Consider the following 21054-nt stretch of genomic DNA (forward strand, 5'->3'; position numbering starts at 1 on the left):
TTTTTGGGCCGATGGGATTAAGGTGGAATTTGTGTCTTCTATTTTTTGTCACGATTTGTTGCAGTGATGTACAGGCGCAAATACCATCAACGAAACTCCATAAAATTCGGCTGGAGGGACCCGCGCAAGGCACCCAATTCCATATCACTTACTTCGCTTCCGACAGTCTTGTTAGACGGTCGGAAGTTGACAGTATTTTAACGGCGATCGATTTGTCGATGTCAATTTATCGGAAGGACTCCAGAATATCCAAGTTCAATACAGATACGGTAATATCTATCGTGATGGATAGTCATATGGCCAAGGTGATAAAAGCTTCCTTTAAATATCATAAATTATCGAAAGGTCAATTCGATATTACTATTGCCCCGCTAGTCAACCTATGGGGCTTTGGTGCTAATAAGAGTCCGGTCGCTCCAGATTCGGCGACGGTGCTAAAAGCGAAGGAACTGGTGGGAATGCACTATTTGAAGGTTAGCGGCAATCGGCTGATCAAAAAGAAGAAAGGGATTAAAATAGATGTCAATGGTATTGCCCAGGGCTATACGGTGGATGTTTTGGCCGACTATCTTGGGCGAAAGGGAATTGCCAATTATATGGTAGAGGTCGGTGGTGAAATCAGGGCTTTGGGGACTCCGCCAGGTGGGCAGGGCTTTTCTATTGGTATTGTTCAGCCCGATGATGCGGGTGGAGAGGAATTGATGACCGCTGTTGCGCAGCTCAAAGAAGGGGCGCTGACAACGGCAGGCAGTTTCGAAAAGTTTATTAAGTACAAAGGGAAAAAATTGGGTCATCATATCGACCCTGTCTCGGGTTTTCCATACATGACCGATATCTTGAGTGTCAGCGTCTATGCGAAGACTGCTATGGAAGCGGATGTACTGGACAATTATTTTATGGGCATGGAACCCGAACAAATTAAGACAAAGGCCAAAAAATTGAAGGGTGTGGAGGTTTTTGTCATTTTTAAAAATAAAAATCAGTCCATTGAAGCGATTTATTCGGATGGATTTGGTAAATTATTTAAAAATTAATCAATTATAAATAAAATGAAGAGATCGGATTTTATTAAAGGTAGTCTTTTGGCCGCCGGGGCAGGACTAGCTGGACAGACTTTTGCGTCAACCACTCAAAATACAGCAAATACGATGGATAAAGGAAAGACATTTAACTTAAATTATGCCCCGCATCAGGGGATGTTCAAAAATCATGCAGGTGACAATTTCCTAGATGAAATTCGGTATATGTATGATTTGGGATTTCGTGGAATAGAAGATAATGGCTATTTGGGCAGAACATTGGATGAGCAGAAGAAGATCGGTGATTTATTGGCTAAGTTAGGCATGACCATGGGTGTATTTGTTGTGGATGGCGGACAAAACTGGATGCCTTCTTTAGCGACAGGTAAACAGGAGTATTTGGACAAGTTTGTCGAAACATGCAAGAAATCTGTCGAAGCTGCCAAGCGTTGCAATGCAAAATGGCTGACTGTGGTACCTGGCTTTTATGAAAGAAAACTACCTTGGGGTAATCAGTTCAGCAATATACTTACTGCGATGCGTAAGGGTGCGGAGATCTTTGAACCACATGGTTTGGTGATGGTTTTGGAAACCTTAAGTGATACACCAGATCTATTTTTGCAGCAAACTCATGAGACCTATGCTTTATGTAAGGCTGTGAACAGTCCATCCTGTAAAATCTTATATGATATTTATCATATGCAACGTACCGAGGGAGATTTAATTGCAAATATGAATCGCTGCTGGGATGAAATTGCTTATATTCAAATCGGCGATAATCCAGGTCGTAAGGAACCGACTACAGGAGAGATCAATTATAAAAACGTATTCAAACACATTCATAGTAAAGGATATAAGGGTATCATGGGGATGGAACATGGTATTTCCAAACCTGGTAAAGAGGGTGAGGATCGCTTGGTGGCAGCTTATCGGGAGGTCGATAGCTTTTTGTAATATTTTAATAGTGTACTATTGACAATTAGATTTAATTTCTTAAATTGAGCAGGTAAAACCAATTAGTAGTATTGTAAAACACCATTTTTTTTATGATTTCATCAACAATAAAATTTAAACTATCCTTCATGATGTTCCTCGAATTTTTTATTTGGGGGGGATGGTTTGTCACATTAGGTACTTTTTTGAGCAAGAATTTGAATGCAACAGAATTTGAAAAGGCTAATGTATTTTCTACACAATCATTGGGTGCTATTATCGCTCCCTTTATTGTCGGAATGATTGCGGACCGTTATTTCAATGCGGAACGTATTTTGGGTGTTTTACACTTGGTCGGTGCGGTATTGATGTATCAGATGTATGGTGCTGCAGACATGTCGACATTTTATCCGTATGTTTTGGCCTATATGATACTTTACATGCCAACATTGGCTTTGACTAGTTCAGTTTCTTTTCGCCAATTGACAAATCCGGAAAAACAATTCTCAGGAATACGTATCTGGGGAACTATTGGCTGGATCGTAGCTGGTTTAGTTATCAGTTATTTTTGGGATGCAAAAGCATCAGAAGGAGCATTAAAAAATACTTTCCTATTATCGGGTGTTGCTTCTTTAGTATTGGGTGTATTTTCTTTTGCACTGCCTAAAACGCCACCGGTTAAATTGGATGAAACCGAAAAACCATCCTTTGCATCAATCATTGGTCTGGATGCGATCAAATTGTTAAAAGACAAAAACTTCTTTATCTTTTTCATTTCTTCGGTATTGATCTGTATTCCTTTGGCATTTTATTATTCGAATGCAAACCCTTTTCTTTCTGAGATAGGGCTAGAAAATGCTACTGGTAAAATGACAATCGGTCAGGGCTCTGAGGTACTGTTCTTATTGGCCTTACCAATTTTCTTTACAAGATTTGGCTTTAAGAAGACAATTTTAGTCGGTATGTTGGCTTGGGTAATCCGTTATCTATTATTTGCTTATGGCAATGCGGGCGAATTATCGTTCATGTTGTTGATCGGTATTGCATTGCACGGTATCTGTTACGACTTTTTCTTTGTTTCGGGACAGATTTATACGGATAGCAAAGCTGGCGTTAAATACAAATCAGCAGCACAGGGCTTGATCACTTTGGCAACCTATGGCGTTGGACAGTTGATCGGTTTCTGGGTAGCGGGTTATGTAGGAGACAAATACAAAGAAATGAAAACAACAGACCTAGCGGGATTTTGGAATCATACCTGGGTTGTACCTGCTATTATCGCAGCTGTTGTATTTTTTATCTTTTTAGCTTTTTTCAAAGACGAAAAGATCGACAGTACAAATGCTGCACACTAAACAGAAAAAATAACTATTTAAAAACAAATAATTAGAAGAGAGATGGCAACAAATACTTATGACGCAATTGTAATCGGTTCGGGGATAAGTGGTGGATGGGCTGCGAAAGAATTGACAGAGAAAGGGCTGAAAACAATTATGCTGGAGCGTGGTCGTAACATTGAACACATCAAGGATTATACTGCGCCAAATAAAAATCCATGGGAATGGCCTCATGCTGGCGGTCGTACGCAACAAATGATCGAAGATTATCCGGTTTTGCGTAGAGATTATCCTTTGAATGAGAAGAACCTGGATTTTTGGGTAAATGAAAAAGAGAGTCCATATACCGAAGTAAAACGTTTTGACTGGTACCGTGGGTATCATGTTGGTGGACGTTCTTTAATGTGGGGAAGACAATCTTATCGTTTGGGCGATTTGGATTTTGAAGCTAACTTAAAAGATGGCCACGGTGTGGATTGGCCGATTCGTTATAAGGATATTGCCCCTTGGTATAGTTATGCTGAAAAATTTGCGGGAATCTCTGGAAATAGAGATGGTGTGCCATCTTTGCCCGATGGAGATTACATGCCTGCAATGGCGATGAATATTGTTGAAAAAGACCTGGCTGAGCGTTTGAAAAAACAATATGGTGGTCAACGTCATTTCATCATGGGTAGAACAGCAAACATTACTGTTCCGCATCATGACCGTGTAAATTGTCAATATCAAAATCAATGTTGGTTGGGCTGTAATTTTGGTGCTTATTTCAGTACGCAATCGGCGACTCTTCCTGCAGCAAAAAAGACAAATAACTTGACTTTGCGTCCTTTTTCCATCGTAACAAAAATTATCTACGATAAAAACACGAAAAAGGCAAAAGGCGTTGAGATTGTTGATGCTGAAACAAACCAAACTTATGAGTTTTTCGCTAAAGTGATTTTTGTTTGTGCATCTGCATTGAACTCGACTTGGGTGTTGATGAACTCGGCTACAGATGTTTGGGAAGGCGGACTTGGTAGTAGCAGCGGTGAATTGGGCCACAATTTGATGGATCACCATTTCCGTTGTGGTGCTGGTGGTAAAATAGATGGCTATTTGGATAGTTATGTTTATGGCCGTAGACCAACAGGTTTATATGTACCACGTTTTGTGAACGTCGAAGGTGATACCAAAAAACGCGACTATGTACGCGGATTTGGCTACCAAGGTGCTGCGGGTCGTGGACGTTGGTCTGGTGCAGTAGCCGAGATGGAAGTAGGTGGCGCTTGGAAAGATGCAATCTGTGAGCCAGGCGACTGGACGGTTGGCTTCACCGCATTTGGGGAAACCTTGCCATATCACGAAAATAAAATTACACTTGACAAGAGCAAAAAAGATAAATGGGGCTTACCTGTATTGTCTTTTGACGCTGAGATTAAGGATAATGAATTGAAGATGCGTGGTGACATGCAAAATGAAATGAAGGAAATGTTGGAAAGCATTGGCGTAAAGGATACCTATACATACGATAACGTATATGGTCTGGGTCAAGGTATCCACGAAATGGGAACTGCGCGTATGGGACGTGATCCAAAAACTTCTGTCTTAAATGGTAACAATCAGGTTTGGGATGCATTGAATGTTTTCGTAACGGACGGCGCTTGTATGACTTCTGCAGGTTGTGTCAACCCTTCATTAACGTATATGGCGCTTACTGCTCGTGCGGTTGATTTCGCAGTGAGCGAATTGAAAAAAGGTAACATCTAATAGCTAAAGATTGATAACAATGGAAAATAACTCAAATAAGACGAGTAGAAGAGGTTTTATAAAGAGCGCGGCAACAGCTGCTGCGGCTTTTATGATCGTCCCTCGCCATGTATTGGGCGGAAATGGCTTTACAGCTCCAAGTGACAAATTACAAGTAGCAGGTATTGGTGTAGGGGGTAAAGGTTTTAGTGACATCAACGCATTTCATGATTCAGGAAAAGCAGATTTAGCTTTCTTGTGTGATGTGGACGATCGTCGCGCTGCCGGTGCGTTGAAACGTTACCCGAAAGCAAAATATTACAAAGACTACCGTGAGATGTTGGATAAGGAGCACAAACGTATAGAAGCCGTTTCTGTATCAACTCCAGATCATCAACATGCGATTCAAGCGCTTGCAGCTATGCAATTGGGTAAACACGTGTACGTTCAAAAACCGTTGACTCACGATGTATGGGAAGCGAGAGCATTGACGCATGCAGCTAAGAAATATAAGGTTGTTACCCAAATGGGAAATCAAGGTGCATCAAATGATGGACCACGTTTTGTACGTGAATGGTACGAAGCAGGTCTGATCGGTGATGTACATACGGTATATTGTTGGACAGATCGTCCGGTATGGCCTTCAGGTATTGCATGGCCTACAGGCAAGGCTGAAGTTCCAAAAGAATTGGATTGGGATCTTTGGTTAGGTACAGCGCCTTATAAAGAATATGTCGATAAATTGGTGCCTTTCAACTGGCGTGGCTGGTGGGATTACGGTACAGGTGCATTGGGCGATATGGGCTGTCACTTGTTGGAAGTTCCTTTCAGTACTTTAGGATTGACTTATGTACAAGATGTACAGGCTACTGTAGGATCGGTGTATGTGGATGAGTTCAAACGCGGATATTTCCCTGAAAGTTGCCCTCCATCGAGCCATGCGACATTAACTTTCCCTAAAACACCACGTACAAATGGTCCGGTGACTTTACATTGGATGGATGGTGGTATTCAGCCTGCTCGTCCGGATGAATTAGGTCCAAACGAAATTTTTGGTGACGGTGGTAACGGTATCTTACTTGTTGGTACAAAAGGGAAAATCCTTGCAGATACCTACGGTCAGAATGCGCGTTTATTGCCAACGTCAAGAAAAGAGCAAGTGGCTCAGAAATATGCCCGTGTACCGGGACAAGAAGGCGGACACTACGCACAATGGGTTGAAGCTTGTCAAGCTGGATACGGCAAGAAAGAAGTGAGTTCACCTTTTGAAATAGCAGGTCCGTTGACAGAAGCTTTATTAATGGCTAACCTGGCGATCAGAGGTGCTGATTTACGTATTGATGGCAAATACCCTGGACGTAACTTAAAGTTGTTGTGGGATAACGATAATATGCGTGTCACAAACTTTGATAACGTTAATCAGTATGTAAAACGTAATTACAGACAAGGTTGGGAAATGAAATATAATTTCTAAAATTAAGATATTTAGTAGTATGAATAGAAGAGAAGCATTACAACGAGTTGCCTTAATTTTAGGGGGTACCGTTATCGGCGCTAATTTATTTTTGGAAGGTTGTACACGCTCAGCAACAAAAGATGTACAAGCCTTGTTTGAAGCGAAGACAACCGATTTATTAGGTGACTTGGCTGAAGCAATTTTACCAGCTACCGCAACTCCGGGTGCGAAAGAAGCAGGGGTAGGAAGTTTTATTCCGGTCATGGTTCGCGATTGTTATACGGAGAAGCAACAAAAAGCATTTTTAACTGGTCTGGGGAGCTTGGATGATAAAGCAAAAGAGGTAAAAGGAAAACCATTCCTGGAGCTTTCTGCTGAAGACAGAACAGCTGTTGCCGCTGCTTTGGATAAAGAAGCAAATGAGTTTAATAAAAAGCAAGCTGAAGATCAGAAAGATATCATCGAGAAGAACAAGGAGAAACAAAATCAATTGTACAATTATGTTGAGAACGATCCACCACATTGGTTCACGATGTTCAAACAGTTGACATTGACTGGTTTCTTTAACTCAGAGCTGGGTTGTACCAAAGCTTTGCGATTTGTGAAGATCCCAGGAAGATTTGATGGTAACCTTCCTTACAAAAAAGGTGATAAGGCATTTGCATAACATGATGTTCTATACAAAATAAAAGGGAGGCCCAAAGCCTCCCTTTTATTTTGTTTCTATTGCCAAAGCAAAGTGGATTCGTTGCTGTTTAGTAACCGTCATAAAGTAACCTTGATATGTTGCATCACCGTTAATTTCAACGGTATCATTATAGCGTAACTCACGCAGATAATTCATCTCTAAGGATCTGATCTGATTGGTCAATACAAGCTCAATGGGCAATCTGTCCATACACCAGTCCAGGTATTTTACATTGTTGGCGTGATTGACAATATCCAGGTCGGAAAGCCTGACGCTATATTCATCAATATTTTTGACGGTCTGGGAAATATCCAATTTTGAAAATGGCTGTTGTGTTGCCGGGCGATCAGGATAGGTGGTAAAATCTTCGGTCGAAATTGCGAGCGCTTCAGAGCTCCTTTTCACGGTGTTGATGACAGCCCAATAACTGGTTGCAGTAACATAGATCTGTCCATTCACTGTAATTTCGAAATTCCGTGTTGAGCGTGCGCCCGCTAATTCCTGAACCCAAGTTTTTACCTTGACATGGTCCATCCATTTGGGCAACCGTGCAATCTCTATGCGGATGCGGCTAAGTACCCAGGTTTGGTTATGTTTGGCCATTTCTTTAAAACCGAATCCGACGGCATTGGCATGTTCTCCCGCGGTAAGCTGCAGGATATTGGATAAATCGGAGAAACGAATGCGGCCGTTTGAATAGCATTGCGTGAAATAAATTTCCCACTCTTTTTCAAAAACAGATTTTTCCATTTACATATAATTTTGAACAAAATTAGGCAATATGAATGATTTGGGCTATAAATTCAAAATGAAATGACACTATATTTAGATATCTCGTTATAAATGCCTGTCGGACTTGCTGGCGGCCTTCCAGGCATGACAGTGTGTCTAAAGTACAATCGTTTTTTTATTGTAAAATAAATGATAGTTTTCAATAATTTAATTGATTATTATCATGGGAATCGGTAGATTTAAATAAGCCAATGGCAGAAAGAGATAAAATAAGATTGGCTTTAAAGCGTTATGAGTAGTATAGCGCAAAACAATTATTTACACATTAAATGCTAGTATTATGGTTGGAGAACTAATAGCTAAAGAGGAAATTCCTCAATTTAAATTTATCCCGGCGAGTGAAGATAAGACGATGACTTTTATGGATAAATTGAAAGGGGCACTTCGGTTGGGAAATGAGTTTAAATCCAAGACTGAAATTGCCTTTCAAACAGATTCCGGACCAAAGCGTATCGAGACCACTGTATGGTCGTTAACCGATAGATATATTCAGATTAAAAGTGGCGTTTTAATCCCACTAAAATCTATTATAGCGATTGACTATTAAATAGCCAAAGAAAGGCTCCTCATTTAGTTAAGGAGCCTTTCGCTTTTAATGATAGATGCTGTTAAGAAGCGCATCAGACCGTGTTCCTTTCTAAGAGGACCTCTTGCAAAAAGAAATTTCTAATACGTTTCGCCTGTTAACTCTTTTAAGCGTATCTCAGATACCTTCGCATCATATTGTGCTGTATAGCTACGTGTGATTACATTGATGTAGTTTAACTGCGCTGTTCTTACTTCTAAGGTTGTGATGGTACCGATACGGAATTTATCCATCGTGATGTTTAAATTTTCTTTTGCCAGTTCCTCATTTTTCCGTTCTACATTCGCCAGCTCCATATTGGTGATGTAGGTTTGGAATAGGGTTCTGACCTGAGCCTGGATATCTTGTTTTTGTTGCTGTATCTGTAGCTCTGAGCCTTTAATCTGAAATTTGGCAATCCGTTCGTTTCTATTTTGCAGAAATCCATTGAAAATATTAAGGGAAGCCGATACGCCGTAGGTAAGACCTCTATTTTTGTTTTCTGTCGAGAAACCGAGGGAGGAGTGGGATTCATTCCAGTTGTACCCACTATTTAAGCCAATTTTGGGATAACGTTCGGCCTTAACTGCTTTTAAGTTGAGCTCGGCCACCCGATTGTTGATGATGGCAAGCTGAATCTGCGGATTTTGTCGATCGGCAATTTCGATCAGATTACCAAGTTTAAGATCCGTATCAAGTTTCATTTCGTCTTCAATTTGAAAATCCAGGCTCAAGTCGCGCGTCATCAGCTGATTGAGGTAAGTCTTGGTATTTTTGAAGCTTTCCTGCTGTCTGAGCAGGTTTGTCTGATCGGTATTCAAATCGACTTTTGCATTCAGAAGGTCAAGCTTGGAGCCTTTTCCGATCTCCAGGCGATTTTCGGCAAGCGTGACACGGTATCTCGATAAGGTGATGGTTGTATCCAGGGCATTTAACAGACGCTTTTGCTGCACCAGATTGTAGTAGGTTGCCATGACTTCGCTGAGCTGGGTAATCACTTGATATTTAATCTCCGCTTCCCCTTGACGTTGTATTTCTTTGAAGCGATCGCGACGGGCGAACATGCCCAATCCATCGAATATCGTCCAGTTTAGGTTGACTCCATAAGACATGTTATCGTTTTTTGCATTGGAAATCTGCTGTACTTGACCATCTGCCCTAACCTGTCTTGAGTTCTGGATGGAGTTGCTTCTGTTGAACGATCCTGTTACTGCCGGAAGCATACCAGCGCTTCCTAGGCTGGTATTTTCTATATCAATATTGTTGTCATTTTTAGCCAAAAGAATATTGAAGTTATTGCTCAACGTTGTTTTTAGCGCATCTTCCAAGGTCAGTATCTCTTGTGCACGAGCTTGAAACATGATGGAGTAAAGGAATATTAGTAGGATGAAATTTCTCTTCATGTCTTTATTATTCGTAGCTTTTAATGTTATCAAATTCAGGTCTATGCTTTTTTTGTCTTGACCACATGTAATAGATTGCCGGGATAATGAACAAGGTTAGGATAAGGGAGAATATTGTACCACCAACGATTACAACCCCCATACCAATTCTACTCGTTGAAGCAGCTCCAAGTGACATGGCAATCGGTAATGCACCCAAGGCAATGGCTAGACTTGTCATTAAGATCGGTCTAAGGCGCGATTCGGCAGAGTGCATAATGGCCTCAAATTTTTCCATTCCCTCTTCGCGCATCTGGTTGGCAAACTCAACAATCAAGATACCGTTTTTGGTCACGAGACCGATAAGCATAATGGTTCCAATTTGGCTGAAAATATTCCAGGTTTGATCAAATAACCATAGACTTATCAGTGCTCCGGCAACGGCCATGGGTACTGTAAGGATGATGATAAATGGGTCGAGGAAGCTTTCAAATTGAGCTGCTAAGATCAGGTAGATAAGCAACAAAGCAAGGCCAAAGGCAAATAGTGTATTGGAACTACTTTCAACGAAGTCACGTGATTCGCCGCTGAGGTCGGTGGTGAAACTCTGATCGAGTACCTTTTCTTTTATGCGATCCATTGCTGCGATTCCGTCACTCATACTCATGCCTGGCGCCAAACCGGCTGAAACTGTAGCCGACATGTAACGGTTATTGTGGTAGAGTTGAGGAGGGCTGCTTTCTTCCTTAACGCTTACAACGTTGTCTAACTGGATAAGCTGTCCGAGGTTATTACGCACGTAAATTGACGCAAGGTCTGTAGGTGTGGCTCTACGGTCGTTTTCAACCTGGCCTATGACCTGATATTGTTTTCCATCACGCATAAAATAAGCGAAACGCTGGCCGCTTAGTAATAATTGGAGGGACTGCGAAACGTCAAGTACGGAAACGCCCAGACTGAGGGCTTTCAGACGATCAATTTCAACATGCAGTTCGGGTTTGTTGAACTTCAAGTTGATGTCCGTTGTGGAGAATGCCGGATCGCTATTGACCTCATTCATAAATTCGGGTATCTTTTCCTGAAGTTTTTCAAAATTTTGTGCCTGGATAATGTACTGAACAGGTAATCCACCTCTGCGATTCATGGATATCGTTGGCGTTTGCGAAACATTGACGCGGACACCATCGTATTTTTTTGTCCATTTGGTCAGTTCTTTTGCAATATCATCCTGAGACTTTTTACGTTCACTGGGATCTACCAGTGTCATCCGTATACGTCCGGAGTTGACTGAGCTTGCGCCGAAACCCGGAGAAGTAATGTTTAAACTGATTTTGTTCTCAGGAATGGAATCGTAGACCAATTTGTCCAATTCCTGCATGTATCGGTCCATGTATTCATAAGTGGCACCTTCAGGGCCCGTCACATTGACAGAAATGCTGCTTCTGTCGTCATAGGGCGCCGTTTCTTTTTTAATGGAGGAGAAAAGGATGCCAATAATCACAAAACACAAGATCAGAATTGGAAAGCTTATCCATTTGAATTTCATGAATTTTTCTAGCGCATTGGCATAACCTTTATTCATTTTGACGAACATGGGTTCTGTCCAATCGTAAAATTTCGTCTTCTTATGTCCACCGCCTTTGATTAGATAGGCATTGAGCATCGGTGTGAGGGTAAGGGAAACAAATGCGGAAACCAATACAGCCGAAGCGATGACGACACCAAACTCCCGGAATAGCCGTCCAACGAATCCCTGAAGAAATATAACGGGTAAGAATACGGCTGCAAGTGTAATTGAAATGGAGATAACGGCAAAGAATATTTCTTTAGATCCTTTTAGAGCAGCCTCAATAGGGGACATTCCCTCTTCAACTTTCTTGAAGATATTTTCGGTAACAACAATACCGTCGTCGACGACAAGCCCCGTCGCGAGTACAATAGCGAGTAGCGTCAGTACATTGATGGAAAATCCAAAAATATACATAATAAAGAATGTCGCGATCAAAGACACGGGAATATCCAGAAGAGGTCGTAGGGCTATGCCCCAGTCGCGGAAGAAAAAATAGATAATCAAGGTGACCAGAATGATCGAAATCAGGAGCGTCTCGGCAACTTCCTCAACAGATTTTTTAATGAATGTCGTATTATCAGAAGCGATGTTGAGTATAATATCCTGGGGCAAATCTTCTTTGATCTGATCGAGCATTTTATAGAAATTGTTGGCAATATCGAGGTAATTTGTTCCCGGTTGAGGAATAATGGCAATACCGACCAGCTGTTTACCATTACTGACCATTTTTGTTTCGAGATTTTCAGCATCTATTTCTGCCCGGCCAATGTCGATGAATTTAACGATGCGGCTGCTGTCGGCTTTTAGAATGATATCATTGAATTGCTCGGGTGTGGAAAGATTTCCTACTGTTTTTACGGTAAGCTCAGTGGTGTTGCCGACAATCTTTCCAGAAGGCAATTCAACGTTTTGATTATTCAATGCCGTACGAATATCCGAAGCGGTGATACCATAGGCGGCCATACGGTCGGGGTTGAGCCACAGACGCATGGCATAGCGTTTTTGACCATAGATCTGTGTGCTGCTGACACCGGGGATGGTTTGCAACCTTTCGGAAATCACATTTTCGGCGTAGTCGCTCAGCGAAAGTTTATCGCGCGTCTCACTTTGCAGTGTTAATGTAATAATGGGATCGGAGTCCGCATCGGCTTTGGATACCACCGGCGGGGCATCAATATCCTGTGGCAGGCTTCGCACGGCTTGGGATACTTTATCCCGGACATCATTTGCGGCTTCCTCAAGGTTCTTTTTTAAATCAAACTCAATGGTGATATTACTGGATCCCTGATTGCTCGAAGAAGAGATGTTGCGGATACCATCGATCGAGTTTATGGCCTTTTCTAGCGGCTCGGTAATCTGAGATTCAATGATATCTGGATTGGCGCCGGCATAATTTGTTCTGACGGAAACAATCGCTGGGTCAATAGAGGGGTATTCGCGTACACCCAGAAAACTAAAACCAATATAGCCAAATAATATGATGGTAATATTGACGACAATAGTTAAAACAGGGCGTTTAATAAAAACTGCAGATAAATTCATGTACAACTAGTTAGCTAATGATACCTTAACTTTTACTCCATCTTTTAAAGACAGAACGCCCGTGGTTAAAACGGTGTCACCGGCACTGATGCCAGAGAGAATGACGATGTCTTTGTCGGTACGCGCACCAGTTTCAACCTTCACTTCCTTGGCAAGGCCATGCTGTAATACAAATACCTTTTTTCCATCCTGTACGGGAACAATGGCTTCTGTTGGAATGGATATCGCATCGTTTTCCACTTCGATCGGCACAATCACATTGACAAAGGATCCGACTTTCAATTTGCCCTGATCGTTCGTTGCTCTCGCGCGGACGTTGAGTGTTCTGGTGTTAAGTGATACTTGCGGTTCAACGGCGTAAATATTTGCTTTGATGACGGTTGGGTCGTTGGCAACGCTGAACTCAATGGGCATGTTTATTTTAACAATATTGCTGTATTTTTCAGGAACTGCAAAAGTAATTTTGACAAGATTGTCCTTCACTAAATTTGTAATCAGGGTACTGGATGAGACAATGGCACCTACAGAAATATTTCGAAGTCCAATCATGCCACTAAAAGGGGCGCGGATGGTTGTTTTGGATATTTGTGCCTGAATCAACTGGATCTGTGCTAAGGAGGTTTTTAAAGCTGCACTGGCTATATCAAACTCCTCCTGACTGATTGCTCCTTTTTGCAGCAGCAGTTTGGCCCGACGTTCATTTTCGGCATTCAGCTGGTTTGTTGTTTGTGCTTGTCTTAATTGTGCCTGAAGTTCAATATCATCAATCTTGATCAAGGGTTCGCCCTGTTTGATGCGCTGCCCTTCGGAGAAATAGATTTTGGTGATTCGACCACTTACTTCACTTCTGATTTCAACCTGCTCTTCCGCGTCAATGCTTCCCGAGAGATTAATGGATCGGTCGGCGACGGAAGATTTGGCAATGATAGCCTGTGCGGGGACTGGCATATCTTTCTTCCCATTGGGCTTATCAGCTTCATTTTTGTCTTTTTTAGCAGTTATCAGAAAGTATCCACCTCCAAACACAGCACAAGCCAAAAGAAGGTAAATGATCGATTTTTTATTCATACGGTATAGTCTCTTATGTACTTTTTACATTTAACGGGTAAATATAGGTTTAATATTATGCCAATATCAGTTGTCAAAAGGATTTTACAATACGACAAAAGCTGCAAATGGACATCGAAATGGGGGTAATTGGAACGATTGGAAATAAAAAAAGCCAGAAATAATTTTCCAGCTTTATTGTTAACTATTTTTTTGATTTTGTTTTTTGTGCCACTTCTGTTGAAGCCTCATTTTTTACTTTTGGCTTAATGTCTGATTTCGATAGATGTGGTCTTCTTTTTCCAAAAGAGCCATTTGATATTTTTCCTCTTCTGGTCTTGATGTCACCTTTTCCCATAGCGTAAAATATTTTGGTTTTAACAAATTATATTGAATACCTAAATATAACACTTTCTTTTGGGATGTCCAACCTCTTCATTACTAAATGATTGGAAAAATACGCTTTTGAATAGTTACGTTGAAGTTTTGGTCAATCGTGTCGAAAAATAAATTGTTGACGGGCTTGTTTTCAGCGACTAAATAGGGGATTTCCAATATTTTGTTCTTTAACTTGATACGGTAGTAGCCGTATAGTAAACCTTTGGTCGTTTGAATTGATTCGATTTTCTGAACGGCTTCTATGTCCATAAAAATGTTAAAAGTATAATTTTCTCCTTTAAGCTGCTCAATAAAAACCGCATTGGTTTTTGCATTGTACCATATTTGTTGGCTTTTGAGCTTACTAAAGTGGTTGTTGAACAGAAAGAGATAGCCCAGCAGGAAAAAAGCAATCGGAAGCAGGAACAAGACAATTTTTATTTTCATGAACAACAATACGGTGATCAAAATAAGGATAATACCCATTACGGCATTGGAAACGCTCTTCTTTAGATTTGTCTGGATGACTGGCGTTGAAGCTTCAATCAACTGAAAACCTGATTTTAAATTTCTGGACATATCCTCGGTAAACCCAAATAGACTGAATTTTTTGCGTATCATCAGATAAGCAATAAGAACAATAAGCCCAATGATCAAAAACCGCATATTTTTCTTCTAGTATTGTTCGTCTTCGTTCGGATATTGTACTGCTTTTACTTCGGCCACATAGTTAGCTACTGCCGTGGTTATTTGTTCGTGCAGGTTAGCGAAGTGACGCATAAATTTTGGTTTGAAATCGGCATTCATACCAAGCATATCGTTAATCACAAGGACTTGTCCATCGCAATCCGGCCCGGCCCCAATACCAACAGTTGGAATCACCAATTTTTCGGTTACTGTTTTAGCTAATTTTGCTGGTATCTTTTCCAGAACAATTGCAAAACAGCCCGCCTCCTGCAGCGCGAGTGCATCTTCTATTAATTTAGCGGCTTCCTGTTCTTCTTTTGCCCGCACACCAAAATTTCCAAATTTATTGATGGATTGGGGAGTCAAGCCCAGGTGTCCACATACAGGAATGCCTCCGGCGATGATTTTTTTGATGTTTTCGATGATTTCAAGGCCACCTTCCAGTTTCAATGCGTGCGCACCCGATTCTTTCATCATGCGTACAGCTGCATTGTAAGCCTCATTAGCCGACCCTTGATAAGATCCAAATGGCAAATCTGCTAATACCATGGCACGCTCGGTACCCCTAGCAACGGCAGCGGCATGGTAGATCATATTATCTAGGGTGATAGGCAAGGTAGTTTCGTAGCCAGCAAATACGTTGGCTGCGGAATCTCCAATCAAAATAACGTCAACACCAGCTTGATCTACCATTTTGGCCATGGAGTAATCATAGCTTGTAAGCATAGAAATCTTTTCCTGACGTTCTTTCATGGCTTGCAGCATTGCTGTGCTTACTCGTTTCATTTCTTTGTTTACAGACATCTTAACTTATATTGTGTGTTCAAAAGTAAGCTTTTTATCATACATTGACCAATATTCTGCCTTGTGTTTTGTATTTTTGCAGAATGATACAAAATGAGACTCGTCTATTTAAATTCCCCAAATTTTCAGAATTAATCATCCATGAGGATGAAAATTTGATTGTTATCAATAAACCGCCGTTTGTCGCTTCTTTAGATGAACGTGAGGGTGGGGAGGTCAATATTCTTCGCTTGGCGAAGAAATATCATCCTGATGCACAGGTGTGCCACCGCCTGGATAAAGAGACCTCGGGTATTTTATTAATTGCAAAAAATCCAGAAACATACCGTACAATTTCCATTGCATTTGAAAAAAGAAAAGTCAATAAGATTTATCATGCAATCATAGGTGGTACACATACTTTTCAGGATTTGCTTGTCGATTTGCCTATCTTGAACCAAGGCAATAAAAATGTATCTATTGATCGTGCAAACGGCAAACCGGCAGAGACCATCTTCAATTCGATCAAATACTACAAGAATTATACTTTAGTGGAATGTAAACCCATTACAGGACGTATGCACCAAATCCGCATTCACCTAGCGACACAACATGCCGCTATTGTGGGGGATGACATGTATCGCGGTAAACCTGTGTATTTGTCCCAAATTAAAAAAAGAGGATATACATTATCCAAAGATGAAGAGGAACAACCCATTATGAAGCGTTTTGCACTGCATTCAAAACATGTTGAATTTGAGTTGAACGGAGTTAAGATGGCTTTTGAGGCACCTTATCCAAAGGATTTTGCGACCTTGTTGAAGCTGTTGGATAAGTTTGATTCTTAATAGCGGGATTACCTATGAGTCCGAAGACAAAAAAGATAATCGGAAACGTTGTATTTGTACTGCTCATCGGTTTATTGATCTGGCCAACAAGTAGAAGTTATTTTCAGCAATTTTTAATGAAAATGGGTTTTTTCAAACCTATTCTAGAGCTTAATTCAGCTTCTAAAGAATCTGATTGGATGGCTCCAGAGGGTGCATTCAATCATGTCTCCTTTGTCAATTCGCTGGGCGAAACAGTCAAGGTGGCAGATCTGAAGGGAAAAGTGGTTTTTATTAATTTTTGGGCAACGTGGTGCGCACCTTGTCGCGCAGAAATGCCTTCGATCAATGTACTCTATGATCGCTATAAAGATAATCCAAATATAGTGTTTTTGATTGTGGAGATAGAAGGCAGCAAAGCAAAGGCCGAGGCTTTTATGAAGGAACAGCAGCTGACCTTGCCAGTTAGTTTCCCAAATAGCGATATTCCGAAAGAGTGGCTCTCGGGACTCATTCCTTCAACGGTGATATTGGACAAAGCGGGTAAGGTAGCGACACGGCATGAAGGTATGGCGAATTATTCAAGCCCTGATGTAGGTAAATTTATTCAAGATTTAATCAATAAATAATTTTTAAGATCTCTAAATATAGCATGACAAGAGCAGAACTTATTCATCAAATAAAAGCGAAACGTTCATTTTTATGTGTCGGATTAGACACAGACCTCACCAAAATCCCGGAACATCTTTTAGATGATGAGGATCCGATCTATAGCTTCAATAAGGCTATCATAGATGCAACAGCTGATTTATGTGTTGCCTATAAGCCCAATATTGCATTTTATGAATGTTATGGAATTAAAGGCTGGCAATCGCTTCAAAAAACCTGGGCTGCGTTACCAAAGGATTGTTTTAGTATTGCTGACGCAAAAAGGGGGGATATTGGCAATACGTCGGGACGTTATGCGATGGCATTTTTTGATGAAAAGACGTCTGGTCTAGGCTTTGATAGTATTACAATTGCACCTTACATGGGGAAGGACTCGGTGACTCCATTTTTGGATTTTAACGATAAATGGGCAATCGTACTTGCTTTGACATCGAATGAGGGTAGCTTGGACTTTCAAAATTTTGAAAACAAAGAAGGCTTGCAATTGTTCGAACAGGTGATCGATAAAGTCAATACCTGGGGTACACCTGACAATTTGATGTATGTGGTCGGAGCAACACGCGGAGAGGGGTTTATCAAAATTAGGGAACATGCACCCGATCATTTTTTATTGGTTCCAGGAGTGGGGGCGCAAGGAGGTTCTCTTGAAGATGTCTGTAAATTTGGTATGAACAAAGATTGCGGACTTTTAGTAAATAGCACAAGGGGAATTATCTATGCTTCAAAAGGACGTGATTTCGCTGAAAGAGCACGGGAGGAAGCCCTAATTCTACAGAAAGAAATGGAAGTAGAACTGTTAAAAGCAGGCATTATTTCCTGATTTGACATTTAATAATTCATTCGTAATACTTACCTTTGCAGCATGCCAGAAAAAATTATAATTCTAGACTTCGGGTCTCAATACACACAGTTGATCGCTAGACGTGTCAGAGAACTAAATGTGTATTGTGAGATACACCCGTTCAATAAATTGCCAGATTTTGATGACTCCGTAAAAGGTGTTATCTTTTCAGGAAGTCCATATTCTGTTAGACAAGAAGATGCACCGCAAATTGATTTTGTCGCTATTCAGGATCGTTTCCCACTTTTAGGAGTTTGTTACGGAGCACAATACATCGCTCAAAAATCAGGTGGTGAAGTGTTACCTTCTGAAATCCGCGAATATGGTCGTGCAAATCTGCAGTTTGTCAATAGTGAGAATGAATTATTGGCAGGAGTACCAACTCAATCGCAGGTATGGATGTCACATGGAGACACGATCAAAGAAGTTCCTGCAAATTTTGATATTATAGCAAGTACGGATAAAGTTCGCGTTGCTGCTTATCAAGTAAAAGGCACCCGTACCTATGGTATACAATTCCACCCGGAAGTAACACATAGTACTGATGGGGCTATCTTATTGAAAAACTTCGTTGTAAACATTTGTGGTTGTGCACAGGATTGGACACCAGACGCATTTGTTGAAACAACCGTATCCTCTTTGAAAGCGCAATTGGGTGACGATCACGTTATCATGGCTTTGTCAGGAGGAGTAGATTCAACAGTAGCAGCAGTATTGTTGCACCAAGCAATCGGAAAAAATTTACATTGTATTTTCGTAGATCATGGTCTGCTCCGTAAAGATGAGTACGAGCAAGTATTGGATTCTTACAAAAATATGGGGCTAAATATTAAAGGAATAAATGCCAAGGATTTATTTTATGGTAGATTAGCTGGGGTTTCTGAACCAGAAGAGAAACGCAAAATCATTGGTAATTCATTTATTGATGTTTTTGATGAAGCTGCAAAAGAAATCCAAAAGGAATTACCTGAAGGAATTGAAGCGAAATGGTTGGGACAAGGAACAATTTACCCAGATATTATCGAGTCGGTTTCAGTGAAAGGACCTTCAGCAACAATCAAATCGCACCATAACGTTGGTGGCTTACCTGATTTCATGAAATTGAAAGTCGTAGAGCCACTTAAAACGTTGTTTAAAGATGAAGTAAGAAGAGTAGGAAAAGCTTTAGAAGTGGATCAGGCAATTTTAGGCAGACATCCCTTCCCTGGACCAGGTTTGGCAATTCGTATTTTAGGTGATATTACACCTGAGCGTGTACGTATTGTACAAGAAGCTGATGCGATCTTTATCAATAATCTGAAGGAAGCTGGCTGGTACGATAAAGTATGGCAAGCTGGTACAATTTTCTTGCCAGTGCGTTCTGTAGGCGTAATGGGTGACGAGCGTACTTACGAGCATGTTGTTAGCTTACGTGCAGTTGGTTCTCTTGATGGAATGACTGCGGATTGGATACATTTACCATATGACCTGTTGGCAAAAATTTCAAATGAAATTATCAACCATGTGAAAGGAATAAACAGAGTTGTATATGATATCAGTTCAAAACCGCCCGCTACAATTGAGTGGGAATAAAATATGGGTTGCGGCACTTGTAGCATTATGTCTTGCAAGCTGCACAACCAAAAAAAGCACGGTATTGCGTTCGCCTTCCTCTGGTCAAGGCGAACAGCAAACTGCTGTGACTAAACCAGCAGTTGACAACAATAAGACCATTGCCAAAGTGGGGGATATCCAGGATGTCAACGGCCATGCTGTGAAAAATAATCGCATCGCCTTGTTATTACCATTCGAGTTAAGTGGTATTGCGGGGACGATTACAAAAGAAGATGTGGAGCGTTCTTCCTTGGCACTTGATTTTTATCAGGGATTTCAGTTGGGCCTTGACAAAATTGCCAAAGAGGGTGCTTTATTTGATCTACAAGTAATTGATTCTCGAGACAATGTTGCCTACAATGCGACTTTAGGGACTTCGGTGAATGTCAAAGATGCTGTACTTGTGGTCGGTCCGGTATATCCGCGTGAGATAAAAAGCTTTGGGCAAACATTTGCAAATAAGAATGTGTTACAAGTTTCGCCGTTGGCGGCGACTATGGCTTCTGAGTTTAGCTTACCTAATTTGGTTTCCATCACACCATCTATTCGTACACACTCGGAAACATTGGCAAAATATGTTGCTGATCAGTACTATACGGGTGATCAGATTCTGGTATACGATGCCGGTGACGATGAAAGTAAACAGTTTCTAGTCAATTTTGTTAGCGAAATTTCAAAGGCTAATGCACAGGCAAAAGTAAAAACTGTTATGAGCGTCAACGAGTTCAACAATAGCCTTGTGTTGACGGGAACTAATCATGTCATTTCTGGTACGGCCAATAAGAATTTGGTAAAGGGGCTTTTGGATGCTATGGACGAACGCTTTTTGAATCCAGGTAACCAGTTTAAGTTGTATGGACATCCAAATATGGCTAAGCTTTCTTTTGAGAATTTCGAAAATATGGATTTCTATGGACTTACTATTACTTCTTCCAACTTAGTGAATGAGAGTGATAGTGATACCCGCAAATTTATTGGAAATTATAGATCGGCTTATAAAGTGGACCCGTCTGAGTTTTCATATAAAGGTTATGATGCGGCATTGTATTTCGGTCGATTGATTCATAAATATGGCGTGGATTATGTTAGCCGAATGACGCAAGATAAGTTTTCGGGATTGAATAGCGATTACAAATTTGAGTTTTATCCAAAATGGGGCTATGCTAATAGAGCTTTGGGTATAATGGTTTATCACAACAAAAAATTTGAAAGAAAATAAT

19 protein-coding genes are annotated in these 21054 nt (G+C 40.9%); 12 read left to right on the forward strand and 7 right to left on the reverse strand.

Annotated elements, in window-relative coordinates; all coding sequences use genetic code 11:
- Nucleotides 1–11 precede the first annotated feature (11 nt).
- The 6 genes from OK025_RS18525 (at nt 12) to OK025_RS18550 (ending at nt 7137) form a co-directional block, all read left to right on the forward strand.
- Nucleotides 12–1034 (forward strand): FAD:protein FMN transferase, encoded by a 1023-nt coding sequence (locus tag OK025_RS18525; protein ID WP_317666026.1) that lies wholly within the window; start codon nt 12–14, stop codon nt 1032–1034.
- A gap of 15 nt (nt 1035–1049) precedes the next feature.
- Complete coding sequence (locus tag OK025_RS18530; RefSeq protein WP_075992889.1) at nt 1050–1973, forward strand: hydroxypyruvate isomerase family protein; 924 nt, start codon at nt 1050–1052, stop codon at nt 1971–1973.
- 95 nt (nt 1974–2068) lie between these two features.
- Complete coding sequence (locus OK025_RS18535) at nt 2069–3307, forward strand: nucleoside permease (protein ID WP_145327011.1); 1239 nt, start codon at nt 2069–2071, stop codon at nt 3305–3307.
- A 42-nt stretch (nt 3308–3349) separates the two neighbouring features.
- Nucleotides 3350–5035 (forward strand): GMC oxidoreductase, encoded by a 1686-nt coding sequence (locus OK025_RS18540; RefSeq protein WP_075992888.1) that lies wholly within the window; start codon nt 3350–3352, stop codon nt 5033–5035.
- Between the two features lie 19 nt (nt 5036–5054).
- Nucleotides 5055–6488 (forward strand): Gfo/Idh/MocA family protein, encoded by a 1434-nt coding sequence (locus OK025_RS18545; protein WP_070561135.1) that lies wholly within the window; start codon nt 5055–5057, stop codon nt 6486–6488.
- Between the two features lie 19 nt (nt 6489–6507).
- A complete protein-coding gene (locus OK025_RS18550; RefSeq protein ID WP_317666030.1) occupies nt 6508–7137 on the forward strand; it encodes a gluconate 2-dehydrogenase subunit 3 family protein in 630 nt (209 codons plus the stop codon).
- Nucleotides 7138–7182: 45 nt separating this feature from the next.
- Here OK025_RS18550 and OK025_RS18555 read toward each other — a convergent pair whose 3' ends face one another.
- Nucleotides 7183–7908: an acyl-[acyl-carrier-protein] thioesterase gene (locus OK025_RS18555; protein ID WP_317666032.1), complete on the reverse strand. Its 726-nt coding sequence runs from the start codon at nt 7906–7908 to the stop codon at nt 7183–7185.
- A gap of 322 nt (nt 7909–8230) precedes the next feature.
- Between OK025_RS18555 and OK025_RS18560 the strand changes: the two genes are divergently transcribed.
- A complete protein-coding gene (locus OK025_RS18560; RefSeq protein WP_317666033.1) occupies nt 8231–8497 on the forward strand; it encodes a hypothetical protein in 267 nt (88 codons plus the stop codon).
- A gap of 119 nt (nt 8498–8616) precedes the next feature.
- Here the strand turns inward: OK025_RS18560 and OK025_RS18565 are convergent, their stop codons facing one another.
- The 6 genes from OK025_RS18565 to panB form a co-directional block, all read right to left on the reverse strand.
- Complete coding sequence (locus OK025_RS18565) at nt 8617–9918, reverse strand: TolC family protein (RefSeq protein WP_317666034.1); 1302 nt, start codon at nt 9916–9918, stop codon at nt 8617–8619.
- Between the two features lie 7 nt (nt 9919–9925).
- The gene (locus tag OK025_RS18570) at nt 9926–13009 is read right to left on the reverse strand and encodes an efflux RND transporter permease subunit (protein WP_317666036.1); all 3084 of its coding nucleotides are present in this window, start codon (nt 13007–13009) and stop codon (nt 9926–9928) included.
- A gap of 6 nt (nt 13010–13015) precedes the next feature.
- Nucleotides 13016–14077 (reverse strand): efflux RND transporter periplasmic adaptor subunit, encoded by a 1062-nt coding sequence (locus tag OK025_RS18575; RefSeq protein WP_317666037.1) that lies wholly within the window; start codon nt 14075–14077, stop codon nt 13016–13018.
- A 184-nt stretch (nt 14078–14261) separates the two neighbouring features.
- Nucleotides 14262–14414 (reverse strand): 30S ribosomal protein THX, encoded by a 153-nt coding sequence (locus OK025_RS26810; protein ID WP_333574879.1) that lies wholly within the window; start codon nt 14412–14414, stop codon nt 14262–14264.
- A gap of 83 nt (nt 14415–14497) precedes the next feature.
- Complete coding sequence (locus tag OK025_RS18580) at nt 14498–15100, reverse strand: hypothetical protein (RefSeq protein ID WP_317666039.1); 603 nt, start codon at nt 15098–15100, stop codon at nt 14498–14500.
- A 9-nt stretch (nt 15101–15109) separates the two neighbouring features.
- Nucleotides 15110–15925 (reverse strand): 3-methyl-2-oxobutanoate hydroxymethyltransferase, encoded by an 816-nt coding sequence (gene panB, locus OK025_RS18585; protein WP_120334082.1) that lies wholly within the window; start codon nt 15923–15925, stop codon nt 15110–15112.
- Nucleotides 15926–16008: 83 nt separating this feature from the next.
- On the opposite strand from panB, the gene OK025_RS18590 reads away from it, so the two are divergent.
- Genes OK025_RS18590 through OK025_RS18610 form a run of 5 tightly spaced genes read left to right on the forward strand, consistent with a single transcriptional unit; the run spans nt 16009 to nt 21053 of the window.
- A complete protein-coding gene (locus tag OK025_RS18590) occupies nt 16009–16752 on the forward strand; it encodes an RluA family pseudouridine synthase (protein ID WP_075992877.1) in 744 nt (247 codons plus the stop codon).
- Nucleotides 16753–16766: 14 nt separating this feature from the next.
- Entirely contained in the window at nt 16767–17360 is a 594-nt protein-coding gene (locus tag OK025_RS18595; RefSeq protein ID WP_317666042.1) for a TlpA disulfide reductase family protein, read from the forward strand.
- 23 nt (nt 17361–17383) lie between these two features.
- The gene (gene pyrF, locus OK025_RS18600) at nt 17384–18220 is read left to right on the forward strand and encodes an orotidine-5'-phosphate decarboxylase (RefSeq protein WP_153844715.1); all 837 of its coding nucleotides are present in this window, start codon (nt 17384–17386) and stop codon (nt 18218–18220) included.
- Between the two features lie 42 nt (nt 18221–18262).
- Nucleotides 18263–19813, forward strand: coding sequence for a glutamine-hydrolyzing GMP synthase (gene guaA, locus OK025_RS18605; RefSeq protein WP_201668180.1), 1551 nt, complete (start codon nt 18263–18265; stop codon nt 19811–19813).
- Nucleotides 19770–21053 (forward strand): ABC transporter substrate-binding protein, encoded by a 1284-nt coding sequence (locus OK025_RS18610; protein WP_317666045.1) that lies wholly within the window; start codon nt 19770–19772, stop codon nt 21051–21053. Before guaA ends, OK025_RS18610 begins: the two co-directional genes overlap by 44 nt.
- The last annotated feature ends 1 nt before the right edge of the window (nt 21054 follow it).

Origin of the sequence: Sphingobacterium sp. UGAL515B_05 (assembly GCF_033097525.1) — a bacterium.
In the GTDB taxonomy this organism is placed as follows: Bacteria; Bacteroidota; Bacteroidia; order Sphingobacteriales; family Sphingobacteriaceae; genus Sphingobacterium.

Coding starts and splice junctions, on each gene's coding strand:
- OK025_RS18525 (WP_317666026.1), top strand. CDS start 12: ATGGGATTAAGGTGGAATTTGTGTCTTCTATTTTTTGTCACGATTTGT.
- OK025_RS18530 (WP_075992889.1), top strand. CDS start 1,050: ATGAAGAGATCGGATTTTATTAAAGGTAGTCTTTTGGCCGCCGGGGCA.
- OK025_RS18540 (WP_075992888.1), top strand. CDS start 3,350: ATGGCAACAAATACTTATGACGCAATTGTAATCGGTTCGGGGATAAGT.
- OK025_RS18545 (WP_070561135.1), top strand. CDS start 5,055: ATGGAAAATAACTCAAATAAGACGAGTAGAAGAGGTTTTATAAAGAGC.
- OK025_RS18550 (WP_317666030.1), top strand. CDS start 6,508: ATGAATAGAAGAGAAGCATTACAACGAGTTGCCTTAATTTTAGGGGGT.
- OK025_RS18555 (WP_317666032.1), bottom strand. CDS start 7,908: ATGGAAAAATCTGTTTTTGAAAAAGAGTGGGAAATTTATTTCACGCAA.
- OK025_RS18560 (WP_317666033.1), top strand. CDS start 8,231: ATGGTTGGAGAACTAATAGCTAAAGAGGAAATTCCTCAATTTAAATTT.
- OK025_RS18565 (WP_317666034.1), bottom strand. CDS start 9,918: ATGAAGAGAAATTTCATCCTACTAATATTCCTTTACTCCATCATGTTT.
- OK025_RS18570 (WP_317666036.1), bottom strand. CDS start 13,009: ATGAATTTATCTGCAGTTTTTATTAAACGCCCTGTTTTAACTATTGTC.
- OK025_RS18575 (WP_317666037.1), bottom strand. CDS start 14,077: ATGAATAAAAAATCGATCATTTACCTTCTTTTGGCTTGTGCTGTGTTT.
- OK025_RS26810 (WP_333574879.1), bottom strand. CDS start 14,414: ATGGGAAAAGGTGACATCAAGACCAGAAGAGGAAAAATATCAAATGGC.
- OK025_RS18580 (WP_317666039.1), bottom strand. CDS start 15,100: ATGCGGTTTTTGATCATTGGGCTTATTGTTCTTATTGCTTATCTGATG.
- panB (WP_120334082.1), bottom strand. CDS start 15,925: ATGTCTGTAAACAAAGAAATGAAACGAGTAAGCACAGCAATGCTGCAA.
- OK025_RS18590 (WP_075992877.1), top strand. CDS start 16,009: ATGATACAAAATGAGACTCGTCTATTTAAATTCCCCAAATTTTCAGAA.
- OK025_RS18595 (WP_317666042.1), top strand. CDS start 16,767: ATGAGTCCGAAGACAAAAAAGATAATCGGAAACGTTGTATTTGTACTG.
- pyrF (WP_153844715.1), top strand. CDS start 17,384: ATGACAAGAGCAGAACTTATTCATCAAATAAAAGCGAAACGTTCATTT.
- guaA (WP_201668180.1), top strand. CDS start 18,263: ATGCCAGAAAAAATTATAATTCTAGACTTCGGGTCTCAATACACACAG.
- OK025_RS18610 (WP_317666045.1), top strand. CDS start 19,770: ATGATATCAGTTCAAAACCGCCCGCTACAATTGAGTGGGAATAAAATA.